Annotated in this window: 17 protein-coding genes; 6 read left to right on the forward strand and 11 right to left on the reverse strand. The window is 63.3% G+C overall.

All coding sequences use genetic code 11. From position 1 onward, the window contains the following. Window positions 1–5: 5 nt before the first annotated feature. The 5 genes from leuD to GCN78_RS01835 form a co-directional block, all read right to left on the reverse strand. Complete coding sequence (gene leuD, locus GCN78_RS01815) at window positions 6–653, reverse strand: 3-isopropylmalate dehydratase small subunit (protein WP_152250147.1); 648 nt, start codon at window positions 651–653, stop codon at window positions 6–8. Window positions 654–704: 51 nt separating this feature from the next. After that, window positions 705–827, reverse strand: coding sequence for a lipoprotein (locus tag GCN78_RS01820; protein ID WP_010400408.1), 123 nt, complete (start codon window positions 825–827; stop codon window positions 705–707). Between the two features lie 68 nt (window positions 828–895). Further along, window positions 896–2,299, reverse strand: coding sequence for a 3-isopropylmalate dehydratase large subunit (gene leuC, locus GCN78_RS01825; protein ID WP_152250148.1), 1,404 nt, complete (start codon window positions 2,297–2,299; stop codon window positions 896–898). A 278-nt stretch (window positions 2,300–2,577) separates the two neighbouring features. Continuing rightward, entirely contained in the window at window positions 2,578–4,464 is a 1,887-nt protein-coding gene (locus GCN78_RS01830; protein WP_152250149.1) for a chemotaxis protein CheA, read from the reverse strand. After that, entirely contained in the window at window positions 4,464–5,312 is an 849-nt protein-coding gene (locus GCN78_RS01835) for a protein phosphatase CheZ (RefSeq protein ID WP_152250150.1), read from the reverse strand. The genes GCN78_RS01830 and GCN78_RS01835 overlap by 1 nt, the downstream gene beginning before the upstream one ends. A 467-nt stretch (window positions 5,313–5,779) precedes the next feature. Here GCN78_RS01835 and GCN78_RS01840 point away from each other — a divergent pair, with 467 nt between their 5' ends. The 6 genes from GCN78_RS01840 to GCN78_RS01865 all read left to right on the forward strand — a co-directional run bounded on the left by GCN78_RS01840 (window position 5,780) and on the right by GCN78_RS01865 (window position 10,299). Then, complete coding sequence (locus tag GCN78_RS01840; protein ID WP_070260284.1) at window positions 5,780–6,247, forward strand: universal stress protein; 468 nt, start codon at window positions 5,780–5,782, stop codon at window positions 6,245–6,247. A gap of 140 nt (window positions 6,248–6,387) precedes the next feature. Beyond that, window positions 6,388–7,032, forward strand: coding sequence for a response regulator (locus GCN78_RS01845; RefSeq protein WP_034783426.1), 645 nt, complete (start codon window positions 6,388–6,390; stop codon window positions 7,030–7,032). Window positions 7,033–7,369: 337 nt separating this feature from the next. After that, window positions 7,370–8,176: a Crp/Fnr family transcriptional regulator gene (locus tag GCN78_RS01850; protein WP_077409233.1), complete on the forward strand. Its 807-nt coding sequence runs from the start codon at window positions 7,370–7,372 to the stop codon at window positions 8,174–8,176. Between the two features lie 249 nt (window positions 8,177–8,425). Then, complete coding sequence (gene hemP, locus GCN78_RS01855) at window positions 8,426–8,623, forward strand: hemin uptake protein HemP (protein WP_133989939.1); 198 nt, start codon at window positions 8,426–8,428, stop codon at window positions 8,621–8,623. Between the two features lie 85 nt (window positions 8,624–8,708). After that, window positions 8,709–9,035: a hypothetical protein gene (locus GCN78_RS01860; protein ID WP_193316574.1), complete on the forward strand. Its 327-nt coding sequence runs from the start codon at window positions 8,709–8,711 to the stop codon at window positions 9,033–9,035. Window positions 9,036–9,072: 37 nt separating this feature from the next. Next, on the forward strand, window positions 9,073–10,299 hold the full coding sequence (locus tag GCN78_RS01865) for a DUF2325 domain-containing protein (protein ID WP_152250151.1): 1,227 nt from the start codon (window positions 9,073–9,075) through the stop codon (window positions 10,297–10,299). 13 nt (window positions 10,300–10,312) lie between these two features. Here the strand turns inward: GCN78_RS01865 and GCN78_RS01870 are convergent, their stop codons facing one another. The 6 genes from GCN78_RS01870 to GCN78_RS01895 all read right to left on the reverse strand — a co-directional run bounded on the left by GCN78_RS01870 (window position 10,313) and on the right by GCN78_RS01895 (window position 15,422). Further along, window positions 10,313–10,864, reverse strand: coding sequence for a glutathione peroxidase (locus GCN78_RS01870; RefSeq protein WP_152250152.1), 552 nt, complete (start codon window positions 10,862–10,864; stop codon window positions 10,313–10,315). 71 nt (window positions 10,865–10,935) lie between these two features. Next, entirely contained in the window at window positions 10,936–12,300 is a 1,365-nt protein-coding gene (locus tag GCN78_RS01875) for a sulfite reductase subunit alpha (RefSeq protein WP_152250153.1), read from the reverse strand. Window positions 12,301–12,312: 12 nt separating this feature from the next. Continuing rightward, window positions 12,313–13,353: an FAD:protein FMN transferase gene (locus GCN78_RS01880; protein WP_152250154.1), complete on the reverse strand. Its 1,041-nt coding sequence runs from the start codon at window positions 13,351–13,353 to the stop codon at window positions 12,313–12,315. 30 nt (window positions 13,354–13,383) lie between these two features. Next, the gene (locus tag GCN78_RS01885; RefSeq protein WP_099410037.1) at window positions 13,384–14,208 is read right to left on the reverse strand and encodes a DUF4198 domain-containing protein; all 825 of its coding nucleotides are present in this window, start codon (window positions 14,206–14,208) and stop codon (window positions 13,384–13,386) included. 12 nt (window positions 14,209–14,220) lie between these two features. Beyond that, the gene (locus GCN78_RS01890) at window positions 14,221–14,736 is read right to left on the reverse strand and encodes a DUF2271 domain-containing protein (RefSeq protein ID WP_099403641.1); all 516 of its coding nucleotides are present in this window, start codon (window positions 14,734–14,736) and stop codon (window positions 14,221–14,223) included. 32 nt (window positions 14,737–14,768) lie between these two features. Beyond that, entirely contained in the window at window positions 14,769–15,422 is a 654-nt protein-coding gene (locus tag GCN78_RS01895) for a PepSY-associated TM helix domain-containing protein (RefSeq protein WP_152250155.1), read from the reverse strand. Between the last annotated feature and the right edge of the window lie 136 nt (window positions 15,423–15,558).

The following is a 15,558-nucleotide window of genomic DNA, read 5'->3' on the forward strand; positions in this document are numbered from 1 at the left end:
AATCTTTAGATAACGTTCGCCAACCAAGGCTGATTGTTCAAATGACGCTCTTCGAAGGCGCGGATATCATCCGCATGGCGCAGGGTCAGGCCGATATCGTCGAGGCCATTCATCAGGCAATATTTGCGGAAGGCGTCGATCTCGAATGGATACGAGACGGCGCCATTGCTGGTGCGCACGCACTGCTGTTCCAGGTCCACCACCAGCTTGAAGCCGGGGAAGGCCTTGACTTCATTGAACAGGTGCTCGACCTGGCTTTCCGACAGCACGATGGGCAGCAAGCCGTTCTTGTAGCAGTTATTGAAGAAGATGTCGGCGAACGACGGCGCGATGATGGCGCGGAAGCCGTATTGATCGAGTGCCCACGGCGCGTGTTCGCGCGAGGAGCCGCAGCCGAAGTTCTTGCGCGTGAGCAAAATCGAGGCGCCCTGGTAGCGCGGCTCGTTGAGCACGAAATCGGGGTTCAGCGGACGGCGGCTGTTGTCCTGACCCGGCTCGCCATGGTCGAGGTAACGCCATTCGTCGAACAGGTTGGGGCCGAAACCGCTGCGGTGGATCGATTTCAGGAATTGCTTCGGGATAATCGCGTCGGTGTCGACGTTGGCGCGGTCCAGCGGGGCAACCAGGCCTTCGTAAATCGTAAATTTATCCATGCTGTTTCTACTCGGTAAGACGCGCGGCGCAGGGCGCCGGCACGTCACGGTTTATTTTCCGCCGGCGCCAGTGACGACCTGGCCGACTTTCTGCACATCGCGGCCGATGCCGGACACGGTGTTGCAGCCAGACAGGATGACGGTGGCGATGAGGAGGGCGAAGAGTTTTTTCATGATGAGTTCTTGATAGTAAATAAGGGACCGGGAACGCTAGTGTAAACCAGTCGCACCGGTCCCTGCCGTCATCGCAAGCCCCGCACGTCGACAAAGTGGCCGGCGATACCCGCCGCGGCCGCCATTGCGGGCGACACCAGGTGGGTACGCCCGCCTTGCCCTTGCCGGCCCTCGAAGTTGCGGTTCGAGGTCGAGGCGCAGCGTTCTCCCGGCTCCAGGCGGTCCGCATTCATGGCCAGGCACATGGAGCAGCCCGGCTCGCGCCACTCGAAGCCCGCATCCTTGAAGATGCGGTCGAGTCCTTCGCGTTCGGCCTGATCCTTGACCAGGCCGGAACCGGGCACCACCAACGCCAGGGTGACGTTCGAGGCGCGATACTTGCCACGCACCACGGCCGCCGCCGCGCGCAAATCCTCGATGCGCGAGTTGGTGCAGGAACCGATGAAGACCTTGTCGATGCGGATGTCTTCGATGGCCGTGTTGGGCTTGAGGTTCATGTAGACGAGCGCCTTTTCCATCGCATCGCGCTTGACGCTGTCCTTTTCCAGGTCAGGATCGGGCACGCGGCCGTCGACGCCGATCACCATCTCGGGCGACGTGCCCCAGGTCACTTGCGGCACGATGTCGGCGGCGTTGAGCGTGACGACGAGGTCGAAGCGGGCGCCCGGGTCCGAATGCAGGGTGCGCCAATAGGCGACGGCGCGTTCCCAGTGCGGGCCGGCCGGCGAAAACGGACGTCCCTTGACGTAATTGATGGTGGTGTCGTCCACGCCGATGATACCGGCGCGCGCGCCCGCCTCGATGGCCATGTTGCACACCGTCATGCGGCCTTCCATCGACAGGGCGCGGATGGCCGAGCCGCCGAACTCGATGCAGTAGCCCGTGCCGCCGGCCGTGCCGATCTTGCCGATGATGGCCAGCACGATATCTTTCGCCGTCACGCCGGCCGGCAAGGCGCCGTCGACTTGCACCAGCATGGATTTGGATTTCTTTTGCAGCAAGGTTTGCGTGGCCAGCACGTGCTCGACCTCGGACGTGCCGATGCCGTGCGCCAGCGCGCCGAAGGCACCGTGCGTCGACGTGTGCGAGTCGCCACAGACGACCGTCATGCCGGGCAGGGTCGCGCCCTGCTCGGGGCCGATCACGTGCACGATGCCCTGGCGCTTGTCGTTCATGTTGAAGTAGGTCAAGCCATAGTGCCTGGCGTTCTTGTCCAGGGTTTCCACCTGCAGGCGCGAGACCGGATCGGCAATGCCGTCGACCCGGCTGGTGGTCGGCACGTTATGGTCGGCCACGGCCAGGTTGGCGGAAATGCGCCACGGCTGGCGGCCCGCCACGCTGAGGCCATCGAAGGCTTGCGGGCTGGTGACTTCGTGCAGCAGGTGCCGGTCGATATACAGAATTGTCGTGCCATCATCGTCGGCCCGAACAACGTGGGATTCCCAGAGTTTGTCGTAAAGCGTCTTCATCATGATTTATGCAGCGTTGCCACAGCCTGTTTAAGTGATCTGTCGAACTGATCGGAAGGATCGGCAATGATTATGCCATATATTGTGCAATGCAGAAGCAAAAGCCGCCCCAGCGTGGGATGGGCGATACAAAATTCGGCGCGCTTTGCGGATATGGCGAAAAAATTGCTGATACGAAAATCCGCCAAAATGCCGGCGGGGCGAATAAAAATCGAAAAAAGCCGAAAAAAAAGCCCGCTGCAGAGGTCTGCAGCGGGCTGGGTGTGAACTGGCCTGTGTTATCAGGCAGCCATGCGCACACTTCCCCTGCAACCATCCATCAGGAAAGATAGGCCCACGACTAGCACCAGCTCGCCTTCGGCCGAGCGGGCAGTACCGGTAATGCCTTCCACGGTGATGGCCGTCATCGGCTTGATCACGAGGTCGGCCGTGCCATCGACGGCTTCCACGGCGAGAATGTACGGCTGTGGCGCAGCGACAACAATGCCGACGCGCTCGCTGCACGATTCATAGCCCAGGGCGCCGGCCAGCGAACGCACGGGCAATGGACGACCCTGGTCTTTCAACACAGGCGCGCCGCCCACTTCCATGAAGGTTTCCGGCAATTCGACGACGCGCTGCACCACCGCCATCGGCAGCGCCAGCGCGGCGCCCGAGGTCGACACAAGCATGGTCGGCACGATCGACAGTTCGATCGGCAGGCGGATCGCGAACTTCGTGCCCTTGCCCAGCATGGATTCGATGTGGATGGCGCCGCGGTTTTTCTCCACGGCCGTTTTCACCACGTCCATGCCCACGCCGCGCCCGGAGACGCTGGAAGCGACTTCCTTGGTCGAGAAGCCCGGCAGGAACACCAGCTGGAAGCATTCGTCATTGCTCAACTGCGCGTTTTCGCTGATCAAGCCCTTTTGCTGGGCCTTGCTGCGCAGGAAGGCCGGGTCCATGCCCTTGCCGTCATCTTGCAGCACGATCATGACGCTGTTGGCTTCCTGCCAGGCTTTCAGCGAAATATACGATTTGGCGGGCTTGCCGGCAGCCAGGCGCGCTTCCGGCGACTCGACGCCATGGTCGAGCGAGTTGCGCAGCATGTGCACGAGCGGATCATACAGGCTGTCGACCACGACGCGGTCGACTTCCGTCTCCGCGCCTTCGATGGTCAGCTCGACATCCTTGCCCAGATCTTTCGCCAGTTCGCGCACGAGGCGCGGGAACTTCTGGAACAGGCGGCCGACAGGCTGCATGCGCGTGGCCAAGGTGGCCCGCTGCAGTTCCGTCGAGTAGCGCGAAGCGCGTTCCAGGGTTTCCGCCAGGGTCGCCATCAAGGTGGCGGCCTGGCCTTCGAATTTGAATTGCAGCAAGCGCTCGAGCAGCACGGCAGCCTGGTTGGCGGCCTGCACGGATTCGCCGGCCACTTCCAGCAGCGCGTCGAGCTTGACGGCGTCGACGCGGATGCTGTCTTCCTTGACGGGTGCGGCATGGCGCACTTCCGGCCGCTCTTCGCGGCGTTCCGCGCCATCCCAGGCCTTGGCGGCCGGTTTGGCGGCGGCAGCGGCAGGCGCGGCGGCCACGACGGCAGGCGCGGCGGCGGCGGCGGACACCGGCGCGGCAGCGACCCGGCTGCCCTCGGGCACGACGGCGTTATACATGCCTTCCCAGTCCAGGCCATCGGCGCTGGCGGTGGCAATGGCGGCGGCAGGCGCCGCCACGGCAACTTCGGCCACCTCGGCAACGACCACGGCCACTTCCGCCACCACGGCGGCGGCCGGCGCGGGCGCATCCATGCCCTTGCCTTCGATGGCGTTCGTCAGGATGTGTTCCAGCTCTTCCGGCATGGCCGGCAAGCTTTCCGGCGCGGCGCCATTGGCCAGTTCCGTCAGCTGGTCGGCGACGAAACCGGACGCCTGCAGCGCCGCCTCGATGGCGATCGGCGTCACGGGCGCGGCGCCCGTGCGCAAGGCGTCAAACAGGTTTTCCGTCAGATGGCAGGCCGCCACCAGCGCGGGCAGGCCCATGAAGCCGGCGCCACCCTTGATGGTGTGGAAAGAACGAAACACGGCATTCAGTGTTTCCTTGTTGTCAGGATCACGCTCGAGGCGCAATAAGTGCTCTTCAACATTAACCGCAAGATCCATCGCCTCAACGACGAAATCCTTGAGCATATCGTCCATTAGAATCCCAAATCCGCAAGAAGGTCGTCTACATTATCCTGGTCCAGCGCCACCGACGGCACGGACGGGCCCTGCATCAGCGGCACCGGCTTTTGCGCCAGTTTTTCGCGCACTTCGGCCGGCGCGTTGTCGCGCAGCAGCTGGGCCAGCTCGTTTTCCACCGTCTTGGTGATGTTGACCACTTTTTTGATCAGCTGGCCCGTGATGTCCTGGAAGTCCTGGGCCATCATGATTTCCAGCAAGCGCGCTTTCTCCGCCTCCGTCGCTTCGGCAACGGCTTGCGCGAACTGGCGCGAATCGCCGGCCAGGGCCTTGAATTCTTCCAGGCTCAGCTTGCCGTCGAACAGGTCCGTCCAGCGGCCATCCATCTCCTTGGCCTTCTTCGACAGCACGTCTTGCGCCGGCATGCCTTCGTCGAGCGTATTGAGCACCTTGTTGGCGGCCTGTTCCGTCAGGGTGGCGACATATTCCAGGCGATCCTGGGCGTCGACGATCTGCGACGACGCTTCCGTCAAGGCCTTGTCGTAGCCCAGTTCGCGCAGCGAATCATGCAGCAGGCGCACGATGCCGCCCAGGCGTTCGAACATCGGCTTGTCGGACTGGTCGACCGGGTCGGCCGCTTCGCCAGGCGCGTCGGCGGCAGGCGACGCCTGCGGCGCGGCGGGCTCGACAGCCACCGGCGGCGGCACGGCGGCGCTGGCCGACACGGAGTCGAACAGCGCGTCAAAATCATCATCCGCGATCACGGCAGGAGCGGGCGCGGCGGCAGACGCCGGCGTGGCTGCGGCCGCGCTTTGCGCGGATACTTCATCGAATAATGCATCGAAATCATCAGCGGCGTTGGTCATATCCCTGCTTCTCCATAATTTGTCAAAATTCCGCCTGAACTGTGCGTTTTACAGACTGATACCCACAATTTCTCGATTAAGATGATTTGAGGCAATACCGCTGCGATGGTGCGAGTGTAGCAGGGCGCCGCCCTGTTGGTAAATCTCAAAACGCGCTTCCTGGTGCAAAGCAGGCCCACAAGAGCTTTTCCACCAGGAAATAAGTGTTCCTGCTGTTGTATTTTGAAATACTACCATTGGCGTGCGTGCAAGACCACGCGGCGCACAAGAAATCCTGCACGCGGGCGCCTGCGTAACAGCGTCATACGGACGTCATGGCAGCTAAAACACGATCTTTCTGCCAATGTTGTCTATACTGAAGGTGCAAGAGTATTGATAATTATCAAGTCTTTACATGAATACAATGCTGCCGCCACGACTACAATAAGAGGCGTTGCGCGCGCTGAGTCACTGTCAAAGGACCTGCCATGTATAAGAAAATTCTGATCGCCACGGACGGCTCCACCGTCTCCAACTTGACGGCCTGTGCCGGCGTTGCCTTTGCCGAACAGATGCACGCCGACATCCTCGCCGTATACGTGGCGCCCGAGTACCAGTACCCGGTCTACATCGAAATCATTCCGCCAAGCTATCCCAGTGAAGAGGAATACCGCATCGCCATGCGCAAGGCGGGCGCCGACCACTGGCAGCCCATCCTCGACGCGGCTGCCAAGCGGGGCCTGCAAGCGACGGGCTTGACGGCCTTTTCCGACAGCCCTGCCCTGAAAATCGTGGAAGTGGCGCAATTGCAGCAATGCGACCTGATTTTCATGGGCTCGCATGGCCGCAGCGGCTGGGGACAGTTACTGCTGGGCAGCGTGACCAACAAGGTGCTGTCGCACTCCAAATTGCCCGTGCTCGTGCATAGGCTGATCAAGGAACCTCCAGCAAAATAGGAGGTCACATGACCACGGGGGCCGCCGTTGCCTGCACATCAAAAAAAGGCACTGTGCGGCCGCTTCGGTTAAAATGACAACGTTTCTCGTTTCTTAACATTTGATTGTCCGGTGACGGACTGCCTCCAGATTGCCTGCCTATGATACGTATTGTGATTGCCGACGACCACACCATCATGCGCGAAGGATTGAAGCGCATCCTTGACGGCGCGCCGGATATCGACATCGTGGGTGAAGCCATCGACGGTTTTGAAGTACTCAACCATGTGCGCCAGGGCGGCTTCGACCTGCTGCTGCTCGACCTGTCGATGCCGGGCCGCAGCGGTGTCGACCTGATCCGGCAAATCCGCAGCGAGGCGCCCAAGCTGTCCATCCTGATCCTCACCATGCACGAGGAAGAGCAATATGCGGTGCGCGCCATCCGCGCCGGCGCGCAAGGCTATCTGACCAAGGAAAGCGCGGGCACCCAGCTCGTGGGCGCCATCCACAAGGTGGCGTCGGGACGTCCCTACATCAGCGCCGAGGTGGCAGAGCAGCTCGTGCTCAATATCATGATGCCGAATGAAAGCTTGCTGCATAAACAGTTGTCGGACCGCGAATTCGAAGTCTTTTCCCTGCTGGTGGCAGGCAAGTCGATCACGGAAATTGCCAACAATCTGCACCTGAGCGTCAAAACGGTGAGTACGCACAAGACGCGCATCATGCAAAAGATGGGCATGAGCTCCTTGTCGGAAATGGTCCAGTATGCCGTGGCGCACCGCCTGCTCTCCCCCTTCAAGACCTAAATACAGAGGCGCGCGCCCGCGCGTCGACTGTAGGAACAATCCTACTTCATCCACCACAGCTCCTACTGCCATATTCAGCCACTGCTGATATTAATTGCATACGGTTGTTGGCATACTGAAACCAGTAATCAAGTTGCTGGGAAGTTATTTCATCACACAGCAAGTCGTCAGCGAATTGAGCTTTATCTGCCTGGACGCGCGCCGCCCCTTACCCGCCCGCCGCCCTGCGCACCCCGTCATTCAACTCTGCACTACCTGTCACCAGGAGATGAACATGCTGTCCACGCAAACGCCTGAAACCCGCGCCGCCTCTCCATCGCTGGCCCCCTCCTCTCCGATGGAAGCGGGGCGCCAGCGCCAGGGCCGGCTATGGTCGAACCTGAAGGAGGTGTGCGACCTGCTGCATATCTCCAGTGCCTGCACCATCGCGGCCGACGAACTGCTGTTCCAGCACGTGCAATTCAAGACGGGCCAGCGCGTGCACACCATCGGCCAGCCGTTCGACACCCTGTACATCGTCAATTCGGGCTTCCTGAAAACCGTGCTCATCGATGAATTCGGCAATGAACAGGTACTCAGCTTTCCCATGAAGGGCGACATGCTGGGCGTCGACGGCATCCACTCGCGCCATTACTCCTCGGAAGCGGTGGCCCTGTCCGACTGCGACCTGATCCTGCTGCCGTTCAAGAAACTCACGGCGCTGGGCCGTGTCCACCTGGAACTGGAAAATGTCATGTATGGCGTGATGAGCCGCGAACTGGTGCGCGAGCAAGCGATGATCGGCATGCTGGGCGCCCTCAGCGCCGAAGCCCGCGTGGCGCGCTTCCTCGTCTCGCTGGCCGACCGCTTCGCGCAGATGGGCTACTCGAGCAAGCTGTTCAACCTGCGCATGACGCGCCATGAAATCGGCAGCTATCTGGGCCTGACCCTGGAAACGGTCAGCCGCACCTTGTCCGCCTTCAATGAAATCGGCCTGATCACGGTCGACCAGCGCACCATCGGCATCAAGGATCCGGACGCCCTGAAAACCCTGCGCCGCCTGCCGCCGTCGCGCTCGCGCGCCAAGCAGCTGGCCGCCGCCAAACTCAAGGCCGACACCACCGCGGCCGCCAACGCCTCGGCGCAATTGCTGGCCACCATCTAGCCCCATCCCGATTTCTTCAAGCTTGGCACAGGCTTGACCCGGCCAAGGCGCACCGCCTTGCCGGGTCTTTTTTGCTGCCGCCCCCCTGCCAAGCCGCGCCAGCGGCCGCCTTTGCCCCGCCCCTCCGCCATGCTGCCGCGCCAACATAAAAAAAGCGCGGATGGCGCACAAATAAGCCTTGCTTTTCGGGCCACATTCAACAATAATGCAAATACGAATCATTCTCAACTGAGACAAAGAAAGCCCAACATGCAAAGCTCAAAACCAGCCTTGATCCAGGATGCCGCCAGCGCCCACGTCCGTCCTCCCGTCAGCATGACCCAGCCGGCGCGCCGCATCACCAGCGAAGCGCTGCTGCAGCAGGGCCGCGAAGTGGAGATTGAGCACAGCGGCAAGATCTATCGTCTGCGCGTCACCCAATTGAACAAGCTGATCCTGACTGCCTGAAGCAGCACGGCAGCCAGTCACCACACTCGCCAGCCAGTCGCGCTCCGTGCGCGCAGCCAGCCAAACCACCGCACAGGAGTGTTTGATGGCGAACGACCGACCTTCCCCGATGTTTCCTTCCCCGCAAGGCCAACAGCCTGAATTGCTGCTGTCGGCCGTGCTGCACCTGATGTCGCACTACCATGCGGGCAGCCCCTGCGAGAAGTTAGCCGGTGTCATCGAACGCCATCTGCAAGTGCTGTCGAGTTCGCCCGGCCTGGGGCCCGTGCTGCAAACGACCTGCCAGCAACTGTCGCAGCAATGGGCCGCGCTGGTGGCGCTGCACCGGCCTGCGCCACCCAGGACCACCTTGCTTGAACGCCTGGCACGCCTGCTGAGCGCCAAGCGCCCCGCCTCGCCCCTGCCGCAATAATTTCTTTTCCATCCGCATCGCCCAACAGGATATCGCCATGTGTGACAAAGACCAGTCCCTGCCCGTCATCAGCCGTTGTTCCAGCGACGGGGCCGAAACGGCCGCGCTCGCTTCACGCCGCCGCCGGCTGTGGGAACTGTCGCATACCTGTCATTGCCCGCTGGTCGGCGTGGGCTTGCCCTTGGGCTATCTGCGCAAGCTGGTGGGCAAGATGACGGGCGGGCGCGTGCTGGCCGACGACTATGAAGTGCATGTGGGCGCCGTGACGGAATGCGGCGCGCGCAACCGCCTGTCCGAAGCGCTGCAAAAGGAACTCGAACGCCGCTACGCCCCCGTGATCCTGCGCTTTCGCGGCGCCAAGACCACGGAGCAGGTAGCGCAACTGTGGCGCACGGCCGTCGCCAACGGCGACGTGTCGGGCGCTTTCTGGGCCGGCCTGACGCACCCGCGCTGCGACGCCGAACTGGAAGAGCAGATGTGCCGCGACTTGCACATGATCCAGCACCAGGCGGGCGCCTGCGTACGCGCCGACATGAGTAAATTCACGGCCTTGCAGGAAGAAAATGCGCGTCTGGCGCACGAACTGGCCAAGCTGCAACAGCGCAGCCAGGCCGCACTGATGGAAAAGACGGGCGAGCTGGAACGCCAGGAAGCCGTGCTGCTGCGCACGCGTGCCGAAGCGATCGGCAAGGATAGCGTGATCGACGGCTTGCGCGCGGAGCTGGCGCAGCTGCAGGCGGCCATCCCGGCGCTGGAATCGCGCACGCGCCTGGTCGAACGCCTGGCGCAAATGGATGCGCGCGAAAAGGAATTGCGCCAGCAAATCGCGGAATTGAAGCAAGCCCAGCCACGTCCGAGCGCGGCCGTGCCGCCACCGGCGCCGAAGCTGGAAGTGCCGACGGGCGGCAAGCTGAAAATGCCGATCCGCCTGGTCGATCAAAGCGTGCTGTGCGTGGGCGGGCGCAGCGGCAATGTCGCCACCTACCGCGCCCTGATCGAGCGGGTCGGCGCGCAATTCGCCCACCACGACGGCGGCCTGGAAGACAATGCCAACCTGCTCGATTCGAGCCTGGCGGCGGCCGACCTGGTGATATGCCAGACGGGCTGCATCAGCCACAGCGCCTACTGGCGCGTGAAGGATTACTGCAAGCGCACGGGCAAGCGCTGCGTCTTCATCGACAACCCCAGCATTTCCAGCCTGGCGCGCGGCTTGCAGGAAGTGAGTGGAGAAATGGAACCTGCCGCCCTGGACGCCGCCGACTGAGCCAGGCCTAAACTTAGGCCTGCAACGCGCGCGCGATGGCCTCGCGCAGGATCGCATCGTCGACCGTGGTGTCGGGCGCGAAACGCCCCACCACCTTACCCTCCCTGTTGATCAAAAACTTCTCGAAATTCCATAGCACGTCGCTGGGCTGCTCCTGCGTGATGCCGTAGCCGGCCAGCTTGGCGCGGAAATCGCTGCCCGGCTTTTCCTGCGCCTGCGGCTGCTCTTGCACCAGGCGCTGGTACAGCGGATGCTGGCCCGGGCCCTTGACGACGATTTTTTCAAACAGGGGAAATTGCACGCCAAAGGTGCCGCGGCAAAAATCGGCGATTTCGGCATTGCTGCCCGGCTCCTGCGCGCCGAATTCATTCGCGGGGAAACCGGCCACCACCAGGCCCTCGGCCTGCTTGTCGGCGTAGAGTTTTTCCAGTCCTGCGTACTGCGGCGTCAAGCCGCAGGCGGAGGCGACATTGACCACCAGCACGACCTTGCCCCGGTACGCCTCCAGGCTGGTGGGTTCGCCATTGATGCGGCGCAAGGGAATGTCGTAGATGCTGTCGCTCATGCTGTGTCTCCTCGGCGGATAAAACAATCATGATAGCCGTGTGTGCGCGAACGCGCTGGCGGCGTCAAGACTCAGTAGACGTCGCGCCGGTAGCGCCCTTCGGCCGCCAGCGCGTCGAGCGCGGGCCGGCCCAGTATCTCTTGCAGCGCTTGGTCGACGCCGCCCGCCATGCCGGCCAGGCTGCCGCAGATATAGATGGCCGCGCCCTGCCGCAGCCACAGTTTCACCTCGTCGGCATTGCCGCGCAGGCGGTCCTGCACGTACAGCCGCTCGGCCTGGTCGCGCGAAAACGCCAGGTCCAGGCGCGGCAAGTCGCCGCTGGCGTGCCACCGTTCAATTTCTTCGCGATAATGGAAATCGTGTGCCGCGTTGCGCTCGCCAAAGATCAGCCAATTGCGCCGCTGCCCCGCCAGCACGCGGCTTTTCAAATGGCCGCGCAAGCCGGCGATGCCGCTGCCGTTGCCGATCAAAATCAACGGTCGTTGGGCATTGTCTTCCAGGCGAAAACGCCGGTGCTGGCGCAAGCGCAGCTGCACCACATCGCCGACAGCGGCTTGCGACGTGAGCCAGCCCGAAGCCAGGCCCAGGCTGCCGTCCGGATGCGCATGCTGGCGCACCAGCAAGTGCACGCCGCCATCGTGCGGGATCGAGGCGATCGAGTATTCGCGCGGTTGCGCAGGATCAAGCGGCGCGGCCACCTGCACCAGGTCGCCCGACTGCCATTCCGGCAGGCTGCCGGCCACAGGCGCCAGTTCCACGTGATAGATGGCGCCGCCGGCGCTGCCGGGATTGAGCAACTGCCGCTGCGTCAATCGCCAGTCGCCAAACGCGGGGGCGCTCCAGTCGGGCGCGTCGCTGGTGCCGGCCAGGTGGCTCAGGTGCTGGAACCATTGCTCGATGGCGGCGCTGGCGCTGCGGTCGACCTCGATGCGCTCAAACAGGCGCGAAGCGCCCTGCTCCGCCAGCCAGACATCGAGCGTGCGGCCGAAGCCGCAGAACTGGCCATAGCTGCGGTCGCCCAGGGCCAGCACGCAATAATGCAATTGCGGCAGCGCCAGTTCTCCCGACATCAGCCTGCCCATGAAGGCGGCCGCATTGTCGGGCGCGTCGCCCTCGCCATAGGTGCTGACCAGGAACAAGGCCCGCTCCGCTTGCTGCAAATCCTTGGCCGTGAGGTCGGCCAGCGCGCACAGGCGCACGGGGATACCGGCCAGCTGCAGGCTCTGCGCCGTTTGCGAGGCCAGCTCTTCGGCGTTGCCCGTCTGGCTCGCATACGCCACCAGCCAGGGGCGGCTGTCGGCCAAGGCCGCCTTGGCGGCGTCGGACGCGCGGCGTCTGGCGCGCGCGCGCAGCCAGGGCGCCAGGCACACGCCCGCGTAACTGAGGGACAGGGCGGCCAGCAAGGCCAGCCGCGTCGTATCGTGCGTAAAAATCATGGAATCAATCGTTCATTCGTCGAGCATGGCCAGCAGCTGGCTGCTCAGCGTTTCATGGTAGCCGTCGCCATCGCGCCGCAGGAAGCGCGCGGCCAGGCCCTGCTCCTCGGCCAGCGCCATGCCGGCCTCGGCACCGAGCACCGTCAGGGCCGTCGACCAGGCGTCGGCCGCCATGCATTGCTCATGCACGACGGTGACGGAGGCGAGTTGATTAGCGATCGGCATGCCGCTGCGCGGATCGATCGTATGGGAAAAGCGCGCTGTGCCATCCTCGAAGAAACGCCGGTAGTCGCCCGAGGTCGCCACGGACAAGTCGTGCAGCGCCAGCAGCATTTCAGGCGGATGCCGTGCATTGTCGGCACTATCGGCGGCGCCATCGACCTGCTCCAGCATCACCCACCACGGCTGGCCGTCGGGCTTGCTGCCGGCGCCGCGCAGCTCGCCGCCCACTTCGACCAGGTAATGGCCGATGCCCTGGCTGTCCAGGTAGCGCGCCAGGCGGTCCACGCCATAGCCCTTGGCGATGGCCGATAAATCGAGCTGCAAGCCACCCGGCTGGCGCGCGCGACGGGCCGGCAAGTCCAGCTCCAGGCGGCGGCGCTGGCGCTGCGACAGCAGCAAGGCCACGGTATCGTCTTTGGGAGGAAGGAAGCCGGGCTCATCGTAGCGGTGGCGGGGGCCGAAGCCCCACCGGTTGACGAGCGCGCCGGCGCACGGGTCGTATGCGCCGCCGGACGCCTGCGAGACGTGCATGGCAAAGCCCAGCACTTCGCAAAACGCGGCGGGCAGGCTGTGCCAGCTGCCGGGTTCGGCCCGGTTGAAACGGCCCAGGTCCGAGTCCTCGTCCCAATGGCTCATTTGCGCCACGACCAGGTCCAGCTGCTGCTGCAAGCCTTGCTGCAAGTCGGCGCTGCCCGCGCGTCCCGGCATGGCGGACTCCAGCAGTCGCACCGACCAGCTGGTGCCCATCGTCAGGCCGCGCACATCCCGGATCGCGGCGCCGGGCGGCGCGACCTCATCGGAAATATGCTGCGGCAGCAGGACCCGGCGCATCGATGCTCTCGTTCGCGAAGCTGCCGCCGCTTACTGCGGCAGCACTTCCACGGTGGCGGCGTATGTCATGCGGCGCTCGGGCATGGCTGGCGGCTGGCCGGCCACGGCCGGGGCGGCCGCCGGCCAGGTGCTGCTCAGGTAATACATGCCGGCCGCCGGCACGGTGAACGTGATCTCGCCCTTGGCATCCGTGCTCTGGCGGATTTCACCGAGCACGCCACGGTAGCGCACGCCGCCCGGCACCAGGCTGAAGGCCTGGTTCGCCGCCGGCTTGCCGTCGACCAGGAAGCGCCACGTGGCTTTCTCGCCCGCGCGCAAATCGTTCGGATGCGTCACGGGCACGAATTCCAGACCCACGCCCGTCGGCTTGAACACTTCCGTGCTGGTTTCGCCATTGCTGAAGAAGGTTTCCAGGCGCGCCGCCGTGCGCGTGATTTTCAATTCTTGCGCATCGGCCGGTACTTCCTTCTTGAAGGTTTCCTCGTTACCGCGGAAACGCTTCTGCTCGCCATTGAGCTTGTAGCTGCCCATGACGTTTTGCGACACGATGGCCGCCTTGTACGTGCCCGGCTTTTCCATTTTCACGTCGAAGACGCTGCGCAAGCGGCCCGTGACGGTGTTCGCCGGCGTGACTTTCGCGCCGTCCGGACCGATCACTTGCAGCGCGTCCAGGCGCAGCGGCTGGTGGTCGATTTCGAACAGGCCGTCGGAAACGGCCGCATCCACCGTGACCCAGGCGTCCTTGCTTTCCACCATCGTGCTCGAAGGCACCATCCAACCGCGGTGGGCGTGGGCGTTCATGGCCAGGCCGGCCAGGGCCAGGGCGATCAACGGTTTATTGAGTTGCTTCAACATGGTAGGGGCGCCTTAAGGTTTGAGTTGGACGACGACGTTGCCGAGTTCTTCCTTGCCCTTGGCAGGCACGGACTGGGCCGATTTCAGCGGCCACTGGAACGGCACGCGCACCAGTTCGCGTCCGCCCGCTTCGCGCGCCGCTTCGACCACCACCTGGTATTCGCCGGCCGGCAGCTTGTCGAGCAAGGCCTTGGCACCGGGGAACGTCAGCGTATGTTCGCCCGGCGCGCGCGTGGCGCCGCTGACGCCGTCGACGGGCATGGCCAGGTCGCGGCCGCTCTTGCGCCACCACTGGCGCATGTCCTTCAACCATTTTTCGCCGGCCTTGTCCTTCTTCTTCACGTCATACAGCACCGTCAGATTGCCGACGACCTTTTGATCGGCCGTTTCCAGCCATGCCGCCACGTAGGGACGGTGGTATTCCGCCACGTTCAATTGCGGGATTTCAAGCTTCAGGGCCAGGTCGGCCGCCATCGCCGACGTACCGATCAGGGGAAGGCCAAGCGCCAGGGAGTAGCGTAATTTCATGGTGTGCCTGTAAAAAGGAAAAATAAAAACGATCAGTGGATAAACAGCAAGGCGATCGCGCAAGGTATCAAGATGCCGAGGCCAACCATCGGCCAGGTAAATGGCCGGTTGGCCGCGTGGAACTTCAAAATCAGCAGGCCCGTCAGGCAAAACACGATGCAGGCGCCGGCAAAGATATCGATGAACCAGTTCCAGGCCACGCCCGTGTTGCGACCCTTGTGCACGTCGTTGAGCCAGGACACCCAGCCCCGGTCCGTCAATTCGTATTCGGCGGCGCCGTCTTCCAGGCCGATGCGCACCCAGGCGTCGCCGCCCGCCTTGGGCAGCGGCAGATAGACTTCATCGACGCTCCATTCGGCGGGACGCCCGCCCGCGTTGAGCGACCACTGCTGCTTGAGCCAGGTTTCCGCGGCGGCCGGCATGGGCGCATTCGCGCCATCGTGCTTGGCGGCATAGGCGGCCAGTTCCGTGACCAACGGGGCCGGCAACTGCGCCTTCTGGCGCGTAATCGATGGTTTCGACTCGATCTGGCTGGCGTGGTTCAGGGTGATGCCGGTGATGGCGAACAAAAACATGCCCAGCAAACAAAGTGCCGAGCTGATCCAGTGCCATTGATGCAAGTTCTTCAGCCACACGGCGCGGCTGGCGTTGTTCCTGGCCTTGTCGGCGGCGCCCGCACTATGCATGCTCCGCTCCCGGCAAGGGGCGGGCCAGGTGGCGCGACAAGTCAGTGTGCTTCATTCCCATCCTTCAATCAAAGTGCATGCTGATATTTTCAAACAAATGATAATGATTATCATTTATTAAGTCAATACATGGGGC

The organism is Janthinobacterium rivuli, assembly GCF_009208735.1.
Lineage (GTDB): Bacteria > Pseudomonadota > Gammaproteobacteria > Burkholderiales > Burkholderiaceae_D > Janthinobacterium.